This is a genomic window from Nonomuraea sp. NPDC049486 (genome assembly GCF_040676925.1).
Lineage (GTDB): Bacteria > Actinomycetota > Actinomycetes > Streptosporangiales > Streptosporangiaceae > Nonomuraea > Nonomuraea ferruginea.
The window spans coordinates 652,442-673,095 of the sequence record NZ_JBFAPV010000004.1; the positions used below are offsets into that span (position 1 = coordinate 652,442).

Consider the following 20,654-nt stretch of genomic DNA (forward strand, 5'->3'; position numbering starts at 1 on the left):
CGCCCAGACCCGGGTCATGGCTCAGAGGCGGGTCCACCGTTGGTTGGCCGCGCCGCTGCACGTCCAGATCTGCAGGTAGACGCCGTTGGCGGTGGCGTTGCCGGGCACGTCCAGGCACTTGTTCGCACCGAGCGCGGTGATGCTTCCGTCGGTGTTGAAGCGCCACTTCTGGTTGTTCTGGCCGTTGCAGTCCCAGATGATCACGCTGGTGCCGTCGGCGGTGCCGTTGTTGTTCACGTCGAGGCACTTGTTCCCGTAGACCCGCAGTTCGCCGGCTGCCGTGGAGGTCCACTGCTGGTTGACCTGACCATGGCAGTCCCAGATCGCCACCCGGGTCCCGTTGGCCTGGGAAGCTCCGGTGACGTCGAGGCATCTGCCCGACCCCACGCCCTGGATCCGGGACACGGGGTTGGGCGTCCCGCCGCTGACCCGGAACACGACGGTGCCGTGGGACGGCACGCTCGCCGAGATGGCCCCGGTCGTCGAGGTGACGGCGTTCGTCCAGGCCTCACGCATACTGAAGGAGCTGCCGGACAGGCCGATCGCCGAGGTGGTGGTGCTGATCGTCGTCGTGCCGCCGCCCTGGTTGAACAGCGCGACCGCGACGTCGCCGTTGCTCAGCCGTTTGGCCAGGACGCGGCGGGTGCCGTCGTTGCTGATCTGGGTCGCCTGGAGGCCGAGCGGGTCCTGGTTGATGGCGATCAGGTTCTGGTTCTTCATGATCGTGGCGGTCGCGGAGTCCATGGTCCGCATGTCGTTGCCCGCGATCAGCGGTGCGGCCATGATCGCCCAGAGGGCGAAGTGGCTGCGCATCTCGGTGTCCGTCATGCCGCCCCGGCCGACCACCATCATGTCGGGGTCGTTGAACTGTCCCGGCCTGGCGTAGCCCGACAGGGGCGCGTTGACGTTGACGATGTTCTGGATGCCCATCGGGTAGCCGTTGGTCTGACCGGAGTTCCACACGTTGGTGATGTCCTCGGTCGTACGCCAGATGTTGGCGACGTCACCCCAGTTCCGCTGCGGGCCGGTCTTCTCGTGGATGCTGTTGGGGTTGATGCTGTAGAGGATCGGCCGGCCGGTGGCCGCCAGGGCGTCGCGCATCTTCGCGAAGGTGCGGACCTGGTCGTCGATGGTGCCGGTGGGGGAGCACCAGTCGTACTTGAGATAGTCGACGCCCCAGGCGGCGAACTGCTGGGCGTCCTGGACCTCGTGGTTCAGGCTGCCGGTGGCGCCCGGGTAGGCGCCGAAGTACTGGGCGCAGGTGCGGTCCAGGGGTGCCTGGTAGAGGCCGAACTTCAGGCCCCGGGCGTGCAGGTAGTCGCCGAGCGCCTTCATGCCGCTAGGGAATCTCGACGGGTTGGCCCGCAGGTTTCCGGCGGAGTCGCGGGCCGGGTCGAACCAGCAGTCGTCGACGACGACGTACTGATATCCGAGGTCGCGCATGCCGGAGGAGACCATCGCGTCGGCGGTCTGGCGGATCAGCGTCTCGTTGATGTTGCAGCCGAAGGTGTTCCAGGTGTTCCACCCCATCGGCGGGGTGCGGCCCACGCCGTTCTCCAGCGCCTGCGCCTGGGTGGCGGGGGTGAGCGCCACGACCAGGGCCACTGCGGTCAGCAGGGCGCGGGTTCTTTTCCCGTTCATGGAGATCGCTCCTCAGGGGGTCGAAGGGAGGGCACTGCCGGTGAACTGCCACCAGTTGACGTTGAACAGGTAGCCGCCGCCGCCCGCGAAACGCAGGTAGAGGTCACGGGTGCCGGTCGCGCCGGACACCGGGCAGGTGACCGTGGTCCAGTTCTGCCAGCCGCCGGTGCCGTTGACGGCGCAGGTGCCCACGAGGGTGCCGGTGGCGCTGCCGAGCCGCAGCTCGATCCGGCCGCCGCTGGTGGCCGAGGCGACGCGGGCGGTGAAAGCGGTGGCCCCGTTGCCGAAGGCGACGCCCTTGACCTTCAGGTAGTCGCCGTTCTCGATGTAGCCGACGTTCATGCCGCCCTCGCTGGAGGGTTCGGTCTCCACCCCGGACGCCCAGGCGACGGTCTCGGCCTCCTGCCGGACGAACGGGTTGAGGGTGCCGACCTGAGGCGGACCGGCGGTGGTCATGTTGATCGTCGGGATGCTGCCGTCGGCGTTGTAGGTGAACTTCTCCACGGCCACTGACCTGGTGAAACCGCCGCCGCCCGGCAGGGCGCCGTTGTGGTAGAAGAAGTACGATCCTCCGGCGTAGTCGATGATCCCGGCGTGGTTGGTGAAGCTGCTGCCCTGCCGGGGCATGATCGTCCCCCGGTACGTCCACGGCCCGGTGGCGCTGGGGGCCGTCGAGTAGGCGATGAACTCCGAGCAGCATTCCGCGGCGAACACGTTGTAGTAGAGGCCGTTGCGCTTGTAGACCCAGGGCCCCTCTTCGTAGAGCGTGGGGCGGCTGGGGTTGCCGTTGCGCGTGCCGAATCCCGCGCCGGTCAGCTGGATGTAGGTGATGCCGCCGGAGTAGGAGATCATGTCGCTGTTCAGGCGTACGTACGCGAGCCGGGGGTTGCCCCAGTACAGGTAGGCCTGGCCGTCGTCGTCGATGAGGACGTTGGGGTCGATCTCGTTGTTCTCGACCAGCGGGCGGCCCAGCGCGTCACGGAACGGCCCGGTCGGGCTGTCGCCGACCGCGACGCCGATGGCCATGCCGCCGGTCCTCCGGTTCCGTACGGGGACGTACCAGTAGAACTTGCCGTTGCGGTAGGCGACGTGGCCGGCCCAGGCGTTGGCGTCGGCCCAGGTGAAGGTGGCCAGGCTCATGGGCGAGCCGTGGTCGGTCCAGTTGGCCATGTCGGTCGAGGAGTAGACGCGCCAGTCGCGCATCGTGAAGTACGTGGAGCCGTCCTCGTCGTGGCCGGTGTAGAGGTAGACGCGGCCGTTGTGGACGAGCGGCGCCGGGTCGGCGGTGTAGATCGTCTGGACGATCGGGTTGTCCGCCATGGCCGGTGTCGCGGGCAGCAGGGACATGATGCAGAGCACGCTCATGATCCAGGCCAGGCGGCGTGATCGCGCGGGTCTCATGGGGTCCTTTCGGGGCGGCTTCGTGGAGTGTTAGCGCTAACATCAAATCGTGGGGTGCGTCGTCGCGGAGTACATCCGATGGTCCGGCGGGCGTCAACGGAGGCGATCCCCGCCGCGTGGGCGTCGTCGCCTGGACGCTTCCCGGCCTGCGGTTCCGTCCGAAAAGGGATCACGTGACCGCACCGTCACGTGAAAATTTCACGTGACGGTGCGGCCGGCCCGTGGATCAGGCGATCTCGATGTGGTCCAGTTCCGCCCAGCGCGTCCGGTGCTGCAGGCGCAGGGTGTTCCAGCCGGCGTTCAGCGTGAGCCGGGCCGGAACCTGCGTCCAGTTGTCCCAGCCGCGGTCGGGGTAGTCCAGGGTGAACCGCGTGGTCCCGTTGACCGTCATCAGGTGCTGCGCGTCGCCGTAACCGGCCGCGTAGGCCACGTGCGCCGTGTAGGCCCCGGCGACCGGCGCGAACACCCGGACGTCGACCCAGCTGTCCGCATGGTCGATCTTGGCCACGACGGCCCCCTGGGACGCCCCGGCCGCGCCGGTGCGGACGGTGGCACGGTTGAGCGAGCCGCGCTCGGCCTCGTACCGTACGCGGCTGCCACGCACGACCGGATAGTCGCCGGCCCAGCCCAGCGCCGCGGTGTACAGGTGGCGGGCGTCGCCCACCCAGCCGTGGAAGAAGGCGCGGTCGCCGAGCACGTCGGTCCCGCCGGGTCCCTGTACGGCTCCGTCGAAGGTGGCGGTCGTCATCAGCGGCCGGTACGCCTTGGTGTAGCGCCCGGTGAGCGACGGGGACACGGCGTAGCCGGTGAAGTAGCTGTTGCCGGTGTAGGAGCCGCCCGAGTAGAAGAGCACGTACTGGGAGGGCCGCTTGACGAGCACGGGCGCCTCGATGACGCCGGCCTCCTCGGGCCTGTCGTCGCGGATGAGCTCGGTGCGGCCGCCGACGAAGGTGACGCCGTCGGCCGCGACCTGCTGCAGCCAGAGGATGGTGGGCCGGCCGACGGCGTTGCCGTCGTTCTTGTAGAGCAGATACCGCTTGCCGTCGGTGTCGACGAAGCTGGACGGGTCGATGTCGCCGCCCTCGTCCGCGTCGCAGACGAGCGGCGAGCCGCCGGCCGGCTGGAAGGGGCCGAGCGGGTTCGCCGAGGTCGCGGCGCCGACGCACATGCGCCCGGTGGCGGTGCTCGGGCCGGTGAAGTACATCAGGTATCGGCCGTCGGGGAGACGGGAGACGTCGGGCGCCCAGAACCCGCCGTCGCCCGCCCAGGACGGCTTGGCCGGCAGCGCGTCCCCGCGCACGGTCCACGGGCCGGTGGCGGACGGGGCGCTGGCGACCGGGATGCGGCCGGGCCGGCTGCTGGTGGAGTAGGCGTAGAAGGTGGAGCCGACCTGGATGACGTCCGGATCGGGGAAGTCGGCGCGGATCACGGGCGCCGGGGCCACGGTGGCCGCCGCCGCGCCGGCCGTGGGCAGACAGACTGTGGCCGCGGTGAACGCCAGGAAGAGCCGGCCGAGGAGCCGCATGAGGACCTCCGATCATCCGTAATCAGTTCAGGTCCCCAGTGAAGTCCTCCGGCCGAGGTGGCCGACAGGGGTTCGGACGCACTCGGCCTCCCGCCGCGCTACGTCTCGGTCAGGAAGGCGCGGATGGCGGGGACGAACCGCTCGTGGGCGTCCTCCAGGAGGTAGTGGCCGGCTCGCCGGCAGACCTCGACCCTGGCGTGGGGCAGGCGGCGCCGCCACTCGGCCAGCATGGCGGGGTCGAAGACCGGGTCGCGCAGCCCCCAGCCGACGAAGGCCGGCAGCCCGGCGAACCGGTCGAGCCGCCGGCCGGTGCCTTCGAGGAGCGGCCACGCCCGGTCGCCCGGCCGCAGCGGGATGTCGTGCACGAACCGCTGGACGGCCACCCGGTGCTCGGGCCGGTCGTACGGGGCGAGGAAGGCGGCGCGCACGTCGGCGGGCATGCGGCGGCGCACGCCGAGCGGACGCCAGGTCGCGCCGCGGGCGAACAGGTTGTGCCGCAGGAACAGCCGCGCGCCGAGCCGGGTGCGGCGCAGCACCCACAGCGGCGCCCGCAGCGGGAGGCGGACCCGCTCGCCGTGCGGGCTGGGGAAGGCCGCCGTGTTGAGGACGACGAGCCGGGCGACGCGCCCGGGGTGGCGGCAGGCCCACGCCATGCCGATCGGCCCGCCCCAGTCGTGCATGACGAGCGTCCAGCCCCGCTCGGGGGCGCCCCGGTGGGCGATGAGGTGCCCGACCAGCGCGTCGAGGTCGTCGACGCGCGAGGCGAAGGTGTGGTCGTACTCCCGGGCGGCCGGCTTGTCGGACAGCCCCATGCCGATGTGGTCCGGAGCGACGCAGCGGAACCGGTCACGCAGGGCCAGGATCGGCCGCCGCCACAGGTAGCTCCAGGACGGGTTGCCGTGCACGAACAGCACCGGGGCACCCGTCCCCTCGTCCACGTAGTGCTGGCGCAGCCCGCCGGGGTGGGCGTGCCAGCGGGAGGCGAACGGGTAGCCGGGGAAACGTGTCACGGGGACTCCGAGAGGTGGGCGGTCAGGCGGGCGAGCCCTTCGGCCATGCTCACGCGTGGCCGGTAGCCGAGGTCGCGGCGGGCCGCGGAGATGTCGAACCAGTGCGCCGTGGACGCCTGCTCCACCAGGAACCGGGTCAGGGGCGGCTCCCAGCCGCCCTGCGCCGCCAGCCGTTCCAGCATCCCGGCCGCCGCCATCGCCGGTCCGGCGGGCAGCCGCCGCCGCACCGGAGGCTGCCCGGCCGCCGCGAGCAGCGCGTTCACCCAGACGCCGAAACCGCACGGCTCGCCCTGGGTGATGAAGTACGCCCGCCCGCACAGCGGCGACCCGGGCCGCAGCCGGTCGAGGGCCAGCACGCAGGCGTCGGCCGCGTTGTCGACGTAGACGGTGTCGATGGTCTTGTCCGCCCTGCCCAGCAGCCACAGCCGGTGCCGGTTCGCCACGAACCGGGGCAGGAAGTGCGGATCGCCCGGCCCCCAGATGAGGTGCGGGCGCAGCGCGACGGACGGCGCCGGCCCGGCCAGCACGAGCCGTTCGGCCGCCGCCTTGGTGCGCGGGTAGGGCGCGGTGAACCGGGTGGCGTACGGGACGGACTCGTCCACGCCGTCCAGGTCGCGCCCGTTGTGCACGACGCTCGGCGACGACACGTGGACCAGCCGTGCCCCGGCTGCCGCGCAGGCGTCCACCACGTTGCGCGTACCGTGCACGTTGACCTCGGCGAAGTCCCGGGACGCGCCGTGCGCCCCGGCCTTGGCGGCGCAGTGGACCACGGCCTCGCACCCGTCGACGGCGGCGCGGACGGCCGCCGGGTCGCGGATGTCGGCCAGGTACTGGGTGACGCCCAGCGCGTCCAGTTCGAGACGCGGGCGGCGGTGCAGCGCGCGCACGGTGTCGCCGCGCGCGACCAGGCGGCGGCACACGGCACGGCCGAGGAACCCGCCGCCCCCGGTGACCAGGACGTTCACCGGCGGCCTCCGCGCGACCGCCGGGCCGCCCAGGCGGCGAGCACGTCCCGGCGGATCTTGCTGTTGTGCCGGGCGTCCACCGGGAAGCGGCGGTGGAACAGCACCTCGCGCAGGCCCGCCGTGCGCGGGTGCCGCGCGGCCTCCGCGAGGATCCCGGCCCGTACGAGGTCGCGCCGGAAGCCGGGCTCGGGCTCCACCACGAGGACGGGGCGTGGGCCGGCGCCCACCAGGGCGACGCGGCGCGCTCCCGGCACTCCGGCCAGGAGTGTCTCGACGTGGTCGGTGTAGAGGTCGCCGTCCGGGGCGCGGACGCGTTCGGACTTGCGGCCCGCGAACCACAGCCGGCCGTGCTCGTCCAGCCGCCCCAGGTCGCCCATGCGGTGCCAGACCCGGTCGCCGTCCGGGATCCTGGCCAGGGCGGTGGCCCTCGGGTCGTCCAGGTAGGGATCGCTGACGGCGGGGGAGGAGACGACGAACTCCCCGACGGTGCCGGGCGGCACCGTCAGGTTCTCGTCCCACCGGGCGATCGGCCCGTCGGTGACGCCGATGACCCGGACCTCGACCCCGGGCAGCGGCGGGCCCAGGCATGTCCCGGCCCCCCGGTGTGCGGCGTGCGCCGCGACCAGTTCGGCGCCCTCGATCGCGGCCACCGGCAGGCACTCGGTCGCCCCGTACACCGACAGCACCCGGGCCGCGCCGGGGACGCAGGCGCGGACGCGGTCCAGCGTCGGCAGCGGCAGCGGCGCCCCGGCGACCGCCACCGTCTCCAGCGAGTCCAGCACCAGGCCGCGGGCCACGCAGTGCCGGGCCAGCCGGTCCAGCAGGGCGGGCGCGGCGAACAGGGTGGACACCCGGTACCGGCGGATGTCCGCGGCCAGCGCCGCGGGGTCGAACCACAGCGGGCGCCGCGGGTCCAGATCGGGCAGCACGGCTGTCGCGCCCAGCGCCGCCGCCCCCAGGGCGAAAGGGATGAACGTCGACAGCACGGGTGCGCCGGCCCGGATGAGCTCCAGCCCGGCCAGCAGGTCGAGCTGCGCCGTCAGGTGCCGGTGCCGCAACGGCACCCCCTTCGGCGGCCCCGTCGAACCGGAGGTGTACGCGATCAGCGCCAGATCGCTGGGCTGAGGCGCCGGCAGACCCGGCACCGCGCCACGGGCGGCGGTTCGCGGGTCCGGGGTCGGTCCGGCGTCGGTGACTCGCAGATCTGGTGTATGCGGGTCCGGGGTCGGTGCGGGCGCGGCGGCTCGCGAGTCCCGTGTCAGGTCGCGGGCGGCGGTTCGTAGGGCGTCGAGGGTCGGTTCCGGCCAGAAGCGGCGGGGTCCGACCGTGATGACGACGCGGCTGGTGCGCCGGGCCCAGCCCAGGGCCAGCCGGGCCGCCTGGGCGAGCGGCACCCCGATGAACGCCTCCGGCGCGGCCCGCTCCAGGCACCGCCGGACGGCCGCGTACGGCAGTCCCGGATCGACCATGACCGGCACCGCCCCCAGCCGCAGCAGCGAGAGCACCAGCACGCCGAGCTCCACGCCCGGACGCACCAGCAGCACCGTCCGCATGCCGGGCCGCACCCCGCCGAGCGCCAGCGCGGCCGCCGTCTCCTCCACCGATCGCGCCATCTCCCCGTAACTGGCCGAGCGCGGCGCCCGCCCGCCGATCTGGCAGGCGAGGGTGTCCGGCCGGTCGGCGGCCCATCGTTCGGCCCGGGTGACCAGCTCGCTCACCGGCACCGGGGTCACCACCGCACCACGACGGTGCCGGCGCTGAACCCGCTCGCCAGGCCGACGAACGCCACCAGGTCGCCGCGCCGCACCCGTCCGGCGGCGACCGCCTGGGCGAGCTGGACCGGTATCGTCGCCGCCACCAGGTTGCCGTGCTGGGCGATGGTGACGACGACCTTCTCCGGCGGGATCCCGACATGGGCGCAGAACTTCCACAGCGCGGGCAGCGACGCCTGGTGCACGCACACGACAGCGAAGTCGTCCCAGGTGAGGCCGAGGTCGGCGAGCGGATCGGAGAAGACGGCGTGGTCGGTCGCCTCGATGCCGCGTATCAGTCCGATGGCGTCGACGGTGAGCGGGCGGATGACCGGCCAGTCGGTCGCCGGGTCGGACGTCAGGTTCCGCAGCGCCACGGTGGCGGCGTCCCACCCGTGGGACTGGGCGGCGAACCGGTGACCGAGCACCCCCGGCTCCGCCGCGGCCTCCAGCAGCAGCGCGGCCCCGGCGTCCGACACCGTGTAGGCGGCGGCGACCGTCATGAACTCGTCGGCGCCGGAGAGCGTCCACGGCATGAACGCGGTCGGCAGCTCGCCGCAGCAGATCAGCACCCGCCGGTGCCGGCCGGTGACGATCAGCGCCTCCGCCACCTGGATCGCGTTCAGCACGCTGTTGCAGGCGTTGCGCACGTCGAACACCGGGCAGCCGGCGCCCAGCTTCGCCGCCACGACGTGCGCGGTCGCGGGCTCGACGAGGTCGATGGTCACCCCCGCGTAGACGAGCAGGTCGAGGTCGCGGGCGTGCAGGTCCTGCTCGTCCAGCAGCGCGCGGGCGGCGTGCGCGGCCAGGTCCGACGGTTTCTCCCCTGGCGGGGCGACGTGCCTGCGGCGGACGCCGCTGCCGTTGTGGATCACTCCCCGGGGCAGGACAAGCCCGGGGTTGCGGGCGGCGAGCCGGTCCTCCACCTCCGCGGTGGTCATCGTGGTCTCGGGCAGGTGGGCGGCCACACCGGCCACCCGGGCGTGCACGGAAGCCATGGCGGTCTCCTCAGGAAGCCGGACGCGTGGAGTGCAGCCCCAGGTGGAGGAGCACCGTACGGGCGATGTCGGTGACGGTCCCGGCGCCGCGGATCAGCTCCATCGGCGGGATGTCCACCCCGAACGCGTGCCGCATCGACAGCAGCAGCTGCGTGGCCATGAGCGAGTCCAGGCCGTACTCGTCCAGCCGCCGGTCGGGGGCGATGTCGGCGGCCGGGACGAGCAGGACCGCGGACAGCAGGGCGGTGATCTGCTCGACGACGTGCTCGTGCGCCTCGTCGCCGGTCATCGCGGCCAGCTCCGACAGCAGGTCGCCGGTTTCGGGGGCCTGATCGGCGCCGGGCGGCAGGACCGCCGACAGCCACGGCCGTCGCAGGCCGGGGAGCGTCTGCCGCAGCCTGGCCCAGTCGCAGCGGCCCACCACGGCCACGTCGGCCCCGTCGGCCAGCATGGCGTCCACGGCGGCGAGCGCCACGGCGGGGTCCACCGAGTCGATGCCGAACCGCTTCAGCGCCTCGGCCTGCGTGCCGTGCGCCAGCACGCCGGTGCCGGCGAGCGCGCCGAGGCAGACCGCCAGCGCGGGCAGGCCCCGGGCTCGCCGCCGTCGCGCCAGCGCCTCCAGGAACAGGTTCGCCGACACGTACGGCGACTGCCCGATGTTGCCGATCGTCGTCAGCGACGAGTACAGCACGAACGCCTCCAGCCGCAGGTCCGCGGTGAGCTCGTCCAGCACCAGCGCGCCCGCGACCTTGGGCCGCAGGACCGCCCGGATCCGGTCGTCGGAGAGATCGGCCAGCGCCGCGTCGTCGAGATGCATGGCGGCGTGCACGACACCGCGCACGGGGTGGCCCGAAGCGTCCAGTTCGCGCAGGATGTCCCGCATGGCGTCGCGGTCGGCCACGTCGGCCGCGTGCGCGGTGGCCTCCGCGCCGAGGCCGCGCAGCTCCTCCAGCAGCGTGTCCGCGCCCGGCGTGTCCGCGCCGCGCCGGCTGACCAGCGCCAGCCGGCGCACCCCGCCCCGCGCCAGGTGCCGCGCCGTCTCCGCGCCGAACCCGCTCAGCCCACCCGTGATCAGGTACGTGCCCGCAGCCGGACGCCGGGTGGGCCGGGACCGCACCGCGACAGGGTCACCGAGGGAGACGACGACCTTGCCGATGTGCCGGGAGTGCCGCATCAGCGCGAACGCGTCGGCCACCCGCTCGGCCGGGAACACCGTGTGGGGCAGCGGGCGCTGGTCGTGCACGTGCTGGAACGCGGCCGTCATCTGCTCGGCCATCAGCGCCGGGTCCTTCCACATGAGGGTGCCCACGTCCACGCCGAAGAACGCGATGTTGTCGCCGAACGGCCGCAGCGCCACGTGCCTGCTCTCGTAGATGTCGCGCTTGCCCAGCTCGACGAACCTGCCGCCGTGCCGCAGGCACTCCAGGCCGCGGCTGATGGCCTCCCCGGCCAGGGAGTTGAGCACGACGTCCACGCCGCGGCCCCCGGTCAGCTCCCTGACCTGCTCGCCGAAGCGCAGGCTGCGCGAGTCCAGCACGTGCGCGGCGCCCAGCGCCCGCAGCAGGTCGCGCTTGGCCTCGCTGCCCGCCGTGGCGATCACCCGCGCGCCGGCGTGCCTGGCGTACTCCAGCGCGGCCAGGCCGACCCCGCCCGCGCCGCCGTGCACGAGCAGCGTCTCGCCGGGCCGGAGCCGCGCGCACCCGTGCAGCGAGTGGTAGGCGGTCGAGAACGCCATCGGCAGCGTGGCCGCCGCGGCGAAGGTGAGACTGTCGGGGATCCGGACGGCCGTCCACTCCTCGGCCACCGCGTGGCTGCCGAACCCCACCGGGCCCGCGGCCATCACCCGGTCGCCGGGCCTCAGCCGGACGACGCCCGGCCCCACGGCGGCGATGGTGCCGGCGCACTCCAGGCCCAGCTCGTGGCCGCCGAAGACCGCCTCGACCGCTTCCGACGGGAGCAGGCCGACCGTGAACATGACGTCGCGGTAGTTCAGCCCGATCGCCCGTACCTCGATCAGCACCTGGCCCGGCCCGGGCTCCGGGATCTCGGCCCGTTCCCAGCAGAGCTCGTACGACAGCCCCGGGTCACGCACCGCCAGCCGGTACGCCCCCCGGCGGCCGGCGGGGACGGACGGCGGCGCCGACCTCACCAGACGCGGCGTGAACCGGCCCCGGCGAGTGAGGAGGATCTCGTCGTCCTCCCCGGCCGACACCAGTTCCGCCACCAGCCCCGCCGCGTCTCGCCGGACGTCCCCACTACGGTGCAGGCACACCCGCCGGGCGTCCAACTGGGGCTGCTCGTTCCCGAGCGACCGCACCGTCCCCCAGGTGGCGGCATCCTCGGGATGAATGATCCATACGGGGTCGGCGGCGTTTTCAGGGTGGACGGTCTCTACGGAGTTGGCGGTGTTTTCGGGGTCGGCGGTCTCTAGGGGGTTGACGGTGTTTTCGAGCTGGGCAGCGCTCTTCTGGCCGGCGGCTTCGCGGTGGGTGGCGTTCTCGGGGTGGGCGGTGTCGCCGGGCGGTCCGGGCTCCGGGAGCGCGCCGCATGGGCGGGTCACCAGCCACAGCCTCACCTGGACGTGGTGCGGCAGTTGCTCGCAGGCCAGGGCGATCGCGCGGAGCGCCGCGGCCCGCCGGGTGATCCGTTCGACGACGCCCTCCGGGCCTGTGCCGCCGAGGACGATCGCGAACGTGACCACGTCCGCCGACACGGCCTGGGCCGCCCACGCGGCGGGATCATCGGCGAGGGGCGCCACATTCGCCCGCCCACCCCGCTCCCGCAGCAACGAAGCGAGCTCGACGGCGAGCGGATCCCCATCGTTCTCCGCAGCGACCACCCACACGCCGTCGGCGAGCTGGTCGGCGGTTGTCTCCGCAATGTGCTCGGAGGGGGAGGTGGCGAGGAGCGCTGAGAAGTCGCCTGCTTCAGGGTCCTGTTCAGGGCCGGTCTGGATGATGTCGGCGTATCCGGCTTCCGCCAGCAGCTCCGGCCACCGCTGGGCGGACGGCAGCGCGCCGGGGCCCCACAGCTCCGGTGTCAGCCCCAGGAAGGGCAGCAGCGGTCCGGCCCGGTGCGGTCCCGCGACGAGCAGCTTGCCGCCCGGGGCGAGGAGCCGTCCCAGCCCGCGGAGGGCGCCGGGCAGGTCACGCGCGAGATGCAGGCACCCGGCCGCCACCACGAGGTCGAACCCGCCGGCCGGCCACCCCTGCCCGACCGGGTCGGCGTCCAGGTCGAGCAGGCCGAACTCGGCGACGTCCACCCCGGACAGCCGCTGCCGCAGCCGGGCCAGCACCGGCTCGGCCATGTCGGTCACCGTGTAGCGGACCCGGTCGACCGGCAGGATCGGCAGCAACGTCACCGTGGTGCCGCCCGTCCCCGCGCCCACCTCCAGGACCCGCAGCGGCCGGTCGGCCGGCCACCCCTGGACGACCTGCTCCACCAGCGCCCGCGCGAGCCGGTTCGCGAACAGGCTCGCCGGCCCCACGTCGTGGTACTGGTCCACCAGCTCCCCGGCGCCGTCCGAGCCGAGCACGTCGCCGGCCGCGACCTCCCCGGCCAGTACCTCGCGCAGCCGCAGCCCGGCCCGCACCGCCAGCGCCGTCTGCGCGGGGAACGCCGCCCCCGCCACGGCCAGCCCCCGCAGCTCGGTCGCGACCGGTGCGGGCGGGGCGAGGCGCACCCCCCGCTCGCCGCGGCGTTCCAGCACGCCGTGCCGTTCCAGCAGCGGCAGCGCCGCCCGGACCAGCGCACGGTGGTGCGGCTCCCGGCAGGCGGCGGCCAGATCGTCGACGGTCAGCTCGCCACCGCCGGTCAAGGCCGCCAGCGCCGCGCCGAGCGTACGGGCGAACGTCTCTTCCAGCTTGGCCGCGTACTCCGGGTAACGCAGCTCACGCCAAGCCGAGCGCACCTCGTCCAGCCGCGCGGAAGCCCCCGCGAGTATGCCCGCCGGATCGGGGCCCGGCCAGGCGTCCGCCGGCTCCCCGGGCCGGGGCGCCGCCCGTAGTTCGACGTGGTAACGCTCGGTCCGCGTGGCGTGCAGGCCGGGCGTCCTGCGCAACCGGACCCCCTCCATCTCGGCCGCCACCCGGCCGTCGCCCCCGGTGACCGTGATGTCCCAGCACACCTCCTCGACAGAACTGGAACGTTCCCGTACATGCAGGAAACCTTCCGGGGCCGGTCTGCCCCAGAGCCGGACCGACCCGATCGCGGCAGGCATGTAGCCCGTGCCGCCCACCAGCGCGTCCACCAGCCACAGCACGCCCGCCTGCAGGGCGCTGTCGAACAGCACGGGATGCGCCTGGTAGCGCTCGTCCCGCTGGTCAGGGCACGTGTACGCGCCCAGCACCTCGCCCGGGGCCCGCCACAACCCCGTCAGCACCCGGAACGCCGGACCCCACACCATGCGCCCCTCGGCGGCCCGCGCGTAGTAGGCGGGCACGTCCACGGGCTCGGCGACGCGGGCGCGCAGCTCCGCCAGATCGAGCGGCGCCGGGGCCGGCCGCAGCAGCGGCCGGACCCGCGCCCGGAAGTGCTCGCGCGGATGCTGCCCGCGCCGCGTCGTGCTCGCCACCGTGATCGTGCCCGTCTCGGCGGACAGCGACGTCTGCGCGCAGACCGGCTCCGCGCCCGGCCCCGGCACCACCAGCGCGCGGGTGATGCTCACCCGGTCCACCTCGACCGCCTCGGCGGCGTCCGGGATCGCCTGCCGGCCCGCCGCCAGCGCCATCTCCACGTAGCCGGTCGCGGGCATCACGGCGGCCCCGCCCGCCCGGTGGTCGGTCACCCAGGGCACCCGGACCTGGTCGATCTCCCCGTACCAGGAAGGGTCGAGCGCGGGCAGCCGCTGGCCCAGCAACGGATGCGTGATCTCGGGGTCGCCGATCGTGCGCACCCAGGTCAGCGGGCCGCCCAGCCAGTGCCGCTGCCGCTGCCACGGATACGCGGGCAGCGACCGTACGAGGCCCGGCCGCGGGAAGTAGCGGTCCCAGTCGACGTCACCCCCGGCCGCGACGACCGCCGCCACCGCCGAGCCGACGGCGGCGCTCGCGGCGGTCTCCTCCACCGCGGCACGCCGCAGGGCCGGCACCACGGCGGCGCGGACGCGGGCGGCGGCCGCGACGCGGCGCAGGTACGACTGCAGCACCGGGTGCGGGCCCACCTCCACCAGCACGTCGGAACCGTCGGCGAGCACCCGCTCGACCGCCGCCGAGAAGCGCACGGGCCGCCGCACGTTGCGCCACCAGTACGTCGCGTCGAGCTCCTCGCCGGTCAGCGGCTCGCCGGTCACGGTCGACACCATGGGGATCCGCGTCCGCGACGGCCGCAGGTCGGCCAGCGCCGCCCGGAGCGGCTCGCGCGCCCCGTCCATGGCCGCGCTGTGGAACGGATAGTCCACGTCCAGCTCGCGGAAGAACACCTCGCGCGCCGCCAGATCCCCGCCCAGCCTTCCGAGCGCCGCCCGCGGCCCCGCGACCGTGACGTCGCGGTCGGAGTTGACCGCGGCCACCTCCACCCCGGGGTAACCGGCCAGGAGTTGCCGGGCCTCGGCTTCGGGCAGCCCGACCGCCGCCATCCGGCCCTGCCCGCGTGTCGCGGCCTGCGCCAGGCCGCGCTCGGCGATCACCTGCGCGGCCTGGGCGGGCGACAGCGCCCCGGCGACGTACGCGGCGGCCACCTCGCCGACACTGTGACCGAGCACCGCCCCCGCCCGCACGCCCGCCGCCTCCAGCATCCCGGCGAGCCCGGCCTGGACGGCGAAGAGCAGCGGCTGGGCCCGCTCGGTCGCCGACAGCCGCCACCGGTCCGCGGGCAGCGTCAGCTCCTCCAGCACCGACCAGCCCAGCCGGGTCGCCAGCTCGTCGTCCACGGCCTCGACGGCCTTACGGAAGGCAGGATCACTCAACAGGCCGGCGCCCATCCCGGCCCACTGCGAGCCGTTGCCGCAGAACACCAGCGCCACCCGGCCCCGCTCCACCGCCTCCCCGATCACCGGCGACGAACCGTATAGACCGGACAGGCTGCCCGCCGCCTCCGCCGCGGACGCGGCGAGCACCACGGCGCGGTGCCGGTGCAGGCCGCGCCGCCGGGTGGCGGTGTAGGCCACGTCGTAGAAGTCACCCTCGTCCACCGACGCCAGGTGCTCGGCCGCCCGCGCGACGGCCTCCGGCAGCGCGCCCGCGGCCCGGGCCGACACGACGACAGGCACCGGCGCGGCCCCCGCCGGCCGCGCCGGCGCCGCTCGGAGGGGCGGTGCGGCCACCGCCACGTGCACGTTCGCGCCCCCGAACCCGAACGAGTTCACCCCCACCACCGTCCGGCCGCCCGTCTCGGGCAGCGGGCGCGGCCGGGTGACGACGCTCAGCCCGAGCCCGTCGAAGTCGATGGCCGGGTTGAGCGTCGAGGCGTGCAGCGACGCCGGGATCGTCCCGTGCCGCAGCACCAGCAGCGCCTTGAACAGCCCCGGCATGCCCGAGGCCGGCTCCAGGTGCCCCAGGTTCGTCTTGACCGAGCCGATCGGCAGCGGGCCGCCCGACCGCGCCGTGCCCAGCGCCCGCCCCAGCGCCCCGCACTCGGCCGGGTCGCCCGCCTGGGTGCCGGTGCCGTGCGCCTCCACGTACGCGACCTCGTCCGGGCTGATCCCGGCCTCCCGATACACCTGCCGCAGCAGCGCCTCCTGCGCCTCGGTACGGGGCAGCGCCAGCCCCATCGTGCGGCCGTCGTTGTTGGCGGCGGCGCCCACGATGACACCGTGGATCCGGTCGCCGTCGGCGAGCGCCTCCTCCAGCCGTTTGAGCACGACCACGCCGCCGCCCTCCGACCGGACGAACCCGTCGGCGTCGGCCGAGAACGCCCGGCACCGCCCGGTCGGCGACAGCATCGACGCCTGGCTGAACCCGACGAACCCGGTCGGGCTCAGCAGCACGTTCACGCCCCCGGCCAGCGCCGTCCGCGTGGAGCCGTCGGCCAGCGCCCGGCAGGCGCGCTCCACCGCCTGCAGCGCCGACGAGCAGGCGGTGTCGATGCTCATGCTCGGCCCGCGCAGGTCGAAGGCGTACGAGAGCCGGTTGGCCGCGATCGACAACGCGCTGCCCGACATCGAGTAGGGGCCGATCCCGCCGGGCTCCAGCGCCTGCAGCACCCCGTACGAAGGATCGGAGACGCCGACGAACACCCCCGTGTCGGTCCCGGCCAGGCGTGCCGGGTCGATGCCGGCGTCGTCGAGCGCCTCGGCGGCCATCTCCAGGAGCAGCCGCTGCTGCGGGTCCATCGAGGCTGCCTCCTTGGGCGAGATCCCGAAGTAGGCGGCGTCGAATCCGGTGAGGTCGTCGAGGAAGCCGCCCGCCCGCGTGTAGCTGCGGTCGGGGCGCGGGAGGGACTCGTCGACGTACCGCTCGGCCTCGAACCGGTCCGGCGGCACGGTGCCGACCAGGTCGTCACCGCGCAGCAGGGCCTGCCACAGTCCGTCGAGGTCGCGGATGCCGCCGGGAAGCCGGCAGCCCACGCCCACGATCGCCACCGCTCGCCCCGGCCACGTCCGCTCGTTCCCGCCTGCGCTCATATGCCACCTTTCCTGTTCGTCGGCGACACCCATGGCATCACAGCCGTACGTGGTCGAACAGCGACTGTTCGTGTTCCTTGCTGGTAAGCGTCATGCCTCCTGTTAAGGGATGGTGTGGTGCGCCGCGGAAACGTAAGGAATGTTGCCGAGAGTAGTCAACATTATGCAAAGAGTCCCTATACTGGGCCCGCCGGCTCACTCGTTCCGGCTTCCCCGTCCCGCGCCCGAGCGAAGGTGAGCGCCATGTCAGCCGAGACGCGGCTCGGCCGCACGCGGTGGCGGCGCTTCGCCGCGGTGCTCGTCCCCGCGCTGGCGGCGGCCGCGATCCTCGTCGGCGTGACCGGCGAAGGGGGTGTCGCGGCGTCGTTCGCGCTGTCCGGCGAGCGGTTCAAGATCTCGGCCGACCGGCTCGTGGGTAAGGGATTCGCCCAGTACGGAGACGTGGCGTCGACGGCCGAGGGGCGGCGCCCGGTCCTCGTCTCGGTGATCGGCCGGGCGCGGATCACCGGCCTGTGCCAGTCGGCGCTCGTGCGCACCCCGGTCGGCCCGGTCACGTTCCTGGTCAGGGCGGGCGACGGGGAGCGGCCCGTGGAGGCCGCGAACCTCGTGATCGACCTCCACCAGCTCTCCGGCGACGTCACGTTCGGCGACATCGAGATCGGCCGCGACGCCGCCACCCTCGACGCCCCCGCCGGTCTGGGCGGCCGTCCGGGCGACATCGGCCAGCAGGCGGCCACCGTGCGCATCACCGGCCTGCGGCAGACCGCCTACGCCGTCAACGCCGGCACCTTCCGGCTCAACGGGCTGCGGCTCAGCTTCGAGCCCGGCGACCACGAGTGCTTCTGACCATGCCTGACACCCGATTCCGCCGGTGGCGGCGTACCCGTCCCTTCTGGGGCGGGCTGTGGGTGGCCGCCGGTGGGGCCGTCATCCTGCTGGCGCCGCTCGCGCCGCTCCCGCTCCTGGTCCGGCAGGGGGTCGCCGGGATCTCCGGCTATCTGGCGGGGCTGCTTCTCGTCGCGGCCGGCCTGCTGAGCTGGTGGCAGCACGGGCAGCGGGTGTTCCTCGGGGTCGCCGCCATCGCGCTGTCACTGGGCTCCTTCGTCACGTCCAACCTCGGCGGTCTCGGCCTCGGCATGCTCGCCGGGCTCACGGGTGGCGCGCTCCTGTGCGCCTGGAGCCCCGACGGCCGCCCCGCCCGCCGTGGGGAGGAACCGCTGCGCGCGATCGCGGCCGTCCCGGTGGCTCTCGTTCTCGCCCTGCCGGCCCCCCACCCCTCCGGGCCCGCCGATTCCGGGCTCGAAGCCGCGCGGCTCACCCTGTGGGGCGGCCGGTTCGAAGGAGTGGTGAGCCGGCCCGCCGGTCCCCGCCTCAAGCTGTCCATGTCCGCCGTCGAGATCGAGGACGGCCTGCACCGGACGCGTGGTTCCGGTGCGGCCGTCCACCAGCGGTTCTCCCGGCTGCGGCTGTCGGGCGGTGTCGTCATGTACGTGACCCGGCTGCGTGCCCGGGTCGGCGGCGTCGCCCTCACGTTCACCCCCGAGCTGCCGCCGCCCCCGCTGCCGCTGCCGTCCATGACCGTCACGGACGTCGAGGCCGACCGGCTCCTCGTCCGTGCGGCCCACGCCCGGATCGAAGGGCTGACGCAGCGGGTCAGCTGACTCCGGCCGCCGTCTTCTCGGGCCTGTCCTCCAGGGCGGGACTGTCGGCGAGCTTGAGCCACACCACCCCGGCGATGATCACGGCCAGCCAGAAGGCGCGCGCCGGCGTCAGCACCTCGTCGAAGAACACCGGGCCCAGGAGCGCCGCGCCGACGGCCCCGATGCCGGCCCACACGGCGTAGCCGATGCCGACGTCGATGCCCTTCAGGGCGACGCTGAGGCAGAACAGGGTGAGAAGGAAGAACACGACGGCGACGACCGACCAGCCCGGACGGGTGAAGCCTTCGCTGCCGTTCACGGTGAGGGCGTAGCCAACCTCGAACACCCCTGCCAGGAGCAGGACGAGCCAGGAGACGGTCTTGCTGGGTGCCATGGGAGAAGTCCTTCCGGATGTGGTGTCGGTGGGACGCGCGGAGGTCATGCGCCACCGCTGAGCTGCAGGCCGATGACACCGGCGATGACGACGACGATGCCCAGGAGCTTTTTCCAGGTCAGCCGCTGGCCGAGCAGCAGGGCGCCGACGACGACGATCCCGACCCCGGCGATCGAGGTCCACAGGGCATAACCGACGCCGACGTCGAAGGTCAGCAGCGCGAGGCTGAGGAAGAACGTGGCGATCCCGCCGGTGACGAGCGTGGCGACGGTCCACCACAGGTCGGTGAATCCCTTCGCGTTGCTCGCGCTGATCGCGACCGCGATCTCGAAGACGATGGCGATCGCCAGATAGAGCCAGCTCATGATGTTCCTTACTTCTCTGCATGTACATACATATTTTTACGCGTGCGCATCTCGCCGCGCCGGGCGCCGTCGCTCAGGGGGTGACGACGTCCGCGATCTGCCGGAGTGCGGTGCCGAGCAGGCGGACGTCCACGTGGGGCGCCTCCGCCGACGCGCTGGCCAGGAGTTCGCCGATGCGCTCGTCGTAGGACGCGCGCACCTCACGCGCGAGTGCCTCGCCCTCCGGGGTGAGAACCGCGTAGACCCCGCGGCCGTCGTCGGCGCAGACGTCGCGCCGCGCGACGCCCTTGCTCTCCAGCCGGCTGACCAGCCGGGTGGCCGAGCTCTGGTTCAGGCCGATCTTCTGCGCGAGATCGTTGACCCGCAGCTCCTTGTCCGGCGCCTGCGTGAGATGGGCCAGCGCCCGATACTCCGTCAGCCCGATCCGATGCACATCCACGAGCCACTTGCCCAGAGCCGTGTCGATCGCGGACGTGAACGCCGCGACCTGGGACCACTGCGACCCGAGACCATCTATCTGCATGTGCATGCACTTACCGTAGCGCGACACCTGGCGTCGGCGCAAGCCGCGTTTCCCCCGTGCGAGCTACCGGCGGATGTCCACTGAGCGGTGACGATCCCGGGGCCGGCGTTGCGGTGTCCGGCCGCTTCCCGCTCCACTTGCATCGCAGAGGCATCCGTGCTGACCGCGCTCTGCGCCACTGTGGTCGGTGCGGGCTCGCCGGCTGCGACAGCGCACGGTGGAGAACTGGTACCCGTTCGCCCCCGCCACCCAGACCGGCCCGCTCTCCGGAACCCGGAAGATCGAGGTCGCGGGCCCGTCGGTGTCCTGTTCGGAGGGCCCGCGAGCTGCGCGCGCAGAACCTCGCGGTGTTCCAGGGCCAGAACCTGGAGAAGCTCGCCATCCCCGACGGGAAGGTCCGCCCAGCGGGGGACATCCCGGTGGAGGTGATCGAGCACGGTCAGCCGTACCTCGCGGCCGTCCCGAGTACGGGCCGCGCCTGGAGAAGGCGTGGGTCGCCGGACAACGCGAGTGGCTCGCGCTGTCCGGCGACAGCAAGCTGACCACGGCCGAGAAGAGCGGACACCACATCTATGTCGACCGGCCCGATATCGCTGTACGGGCGATCGAGCGCGTCCCCTCCCAGGCCGCACGCGCGGCGAGCGGCGGGTGACCACCACCCAGGGCCACCACCCAGGGCCGCCACCCAGGGCCGCCACCCAGGGCCGCCACCCAGGGCCGCGGCTCAGGACCGCGGCTCAGGACCGCCTCCTAGGACCGCCACCTAGGAGCGTCGCTCAGGGCCGCCACCCAGGGCCGCCACCCAGGGCCGCCACCCAGGGCCGCCACCCAGGGCCGCGGCTCAGGACCGCGGCTCAGGACCGCCTCCTAGGACCGCCAC

Annotated in this window: 13 protein-coding genes; 2 read left to right on the forward strand and 11 right to left on the reverse strand. The window is 73.6% G+C overall.

The annotated features are described in order from the left end of the window. Positions 1-21: 21 nt before the first annotated feature. The 8 genes from AB0K05_RS15590 to AB0K05_RS15625 all read right to left on the reverse strand — a co-directional run bounded on the left by AB0K05_RS15590 (position 22) and on the right by AB0K05_RS15625 (position 16,852). The gene (locus tag AB0K05_RS15590) at positions 22-1,641 is read right to left on the reverse strand and encodes a ricin-type beta-trefoil lectin domain protein (protein ID WP_364229665.1); all 1,620 of its coding nucleotides are present in this window, start codon (positions 1,639-1,641) and stop codon (positions 22-24) included. 12 nt (positions 1,642-1,653) lie between these two features. After that, positions 1,654-3,042 carry a glycoside hydrolase family 43 protein gene (locus AB0K05_RS15595; protein WP_364229667.1) on the reverse strand — a complete coding sequence of 463 codons (1,389 nt, stop codon included), beginning with the start codon at positions 3,040-3,042 and terminating at the stop codon, positions 1,654-1,656. 226 nt (positions 3,043-3,268) lie between these two features. Further along, a complete protein-coding gene (locus tag AB0K05_RS15600) occupies positions 3,269-4,567 on the reverse strand; it encodes a family 43 glycosylhydrolase (RefSeq protein ID WP_364229669.1) in 1,299 nt (432 codons plus the stop codon). Between the two features lie 98 nt (positions 4,568-4,665). Then, a complete protein-coding gene (locus tag AB0K05_RS15605; protein WP_271277101.1) occupies positions 4,666-5,577 on the reverse strand; it encodes an alpha/beta fold hydrolase in 912 nt (303 codons plus the stop codon). Next, positions 5,574-6,542, reverse strand: a complete 969-nt coding sequence (locus AB0K05_RS15610) for an NAD-dependent epimerase/dehydratase family protein (RefSeq protein ID WP_219546753.1) — start codon at positions 6,540-6,542, stop codon at positions 5,574-5,576. Before AB0K05_RS15610 ends, AB0K05_RS15605 begins: the two co-directional genes overlap by 4 nt. Next, a complete protein-coding gene (locus tag AB0K05_RS15615; RefSeq protein WP_364229671.1) occupies positions 6,539-8,275 on the reverse strand; it encodes a fatty acid CoA ligase family protein in 1,737 nt (578 codons plus the stop codon). Before AB0K05_RS15615 ends, AB0K05_RS15610 begins: the two co-directional genes overlap by 4 nt. Continuing rightward, on the reverse strand, positions 8,272-9,291 hold the full coding sequence (locus AB0K05_RS15620) for a 3-oxoacyl-[acyl-carrier-protein] synthase III C-terminal domain-containing protein (protein WP_364229673.1): 1,020 nt from the start codon (positions 9,289-9,291) through the stop codon (positions 8,272-8,274). Before AB0K05_RS15620 ends, AB0K05_RS15615 begins: the two co-directional genes overlap by 4 nt. Positions 9,292-9,301: 10 nt before the next feature. After that, on the reverse strand, positions 9,302-16,852 hold the full coding sequence (locus tag AB0K05_RS15625; RefSeq protein WP_364229675.1) for an SDR family NAD(P)-dependent oxidoreductase: 7,551 nt from the start codon (positions 16,850-16,852) through the stop codon (positions 9,302-9,304). Positions 16,853-17,095: 243 nt separating this feature from the next. Between AB0K05_RS15625 and AB0K05_RS15630 the strand changes: the two genes are divergently transcribed. Together AB0K05_RS15630 and AB0K05_RS15635 are read left to right on the forward strand one after the other, a co-directional pair. Further along, complete coding sequence (locus tag AB0K05_RS15630; RefSeq protein ID WP_148035249.1) at positions 17,096-17,698, forward strand: DUF6230 family protein; 603 nt, start codon at positions 17,096-17,098, stop codon at positions 17,696-17,698. A 2-nt stretch (positions 17,699-17,700) separates the two neighbouring features. Next, entirely contained in the window at positions 17,701-18,513 is an 813-nt protein-coding gene (locus AB0K05_RS15635) for a DUF6114 domain-containing protein (protein WP_364229677.1), read from the forward strand. Here the strand turns inward: AB0K05_RS15635 and AB0K05_RS15640 are convergent. The 3 genes from AB0K05_RS15640 to AB0K05_RS15650 all read right to left on the reverse strand — a co-directional run bounded on the left by AB0K05_RS15640 (position 18,506) and on the right by AB0K05_RS15650 (position 19,780). Next, a complete protein-coding gene (locus AB0K05_RS15640) occupies positions 18,506-18,886 on the reverse strand; it encodes a multidrug efflux SMR transporter (protein WP_364229679.1) in 381 nt (126 codons plus the stop codon). The two genes, AB0K05_RS15635 and AB0K05_RS15640, sit on opposite strands and share 8 nt — an antisense overlap. Positions 18,887-18,930: 44 nt before the next feature. Beyond that, positions 18,931-19,251, reverse strand: a complete 321-nt coding sequence (locus tag AB0K05_RS15645) for a multidrug efflux SMR transporter (protein ID WP_364229681.1) — start codon at positions 19,249-19,251, stop codon at positions 18,931-18,933. Positions 19,252-19,324: 73 nt separating this feature from the next. Beyond that, positions 19,325-19,780: a MarR family transcriptional regulator gene (locus tag AB0K05_RS15650; RefSeq protein ID WP_246640452.1), complete on the reverse strand. Its 456-nt coding sequence runs from the start codon at positions 19,778-19,780 to the stop codon at positions 19,325-19,327. Positions 19,781-20,654: the final 874 nt, after the last annotated feature.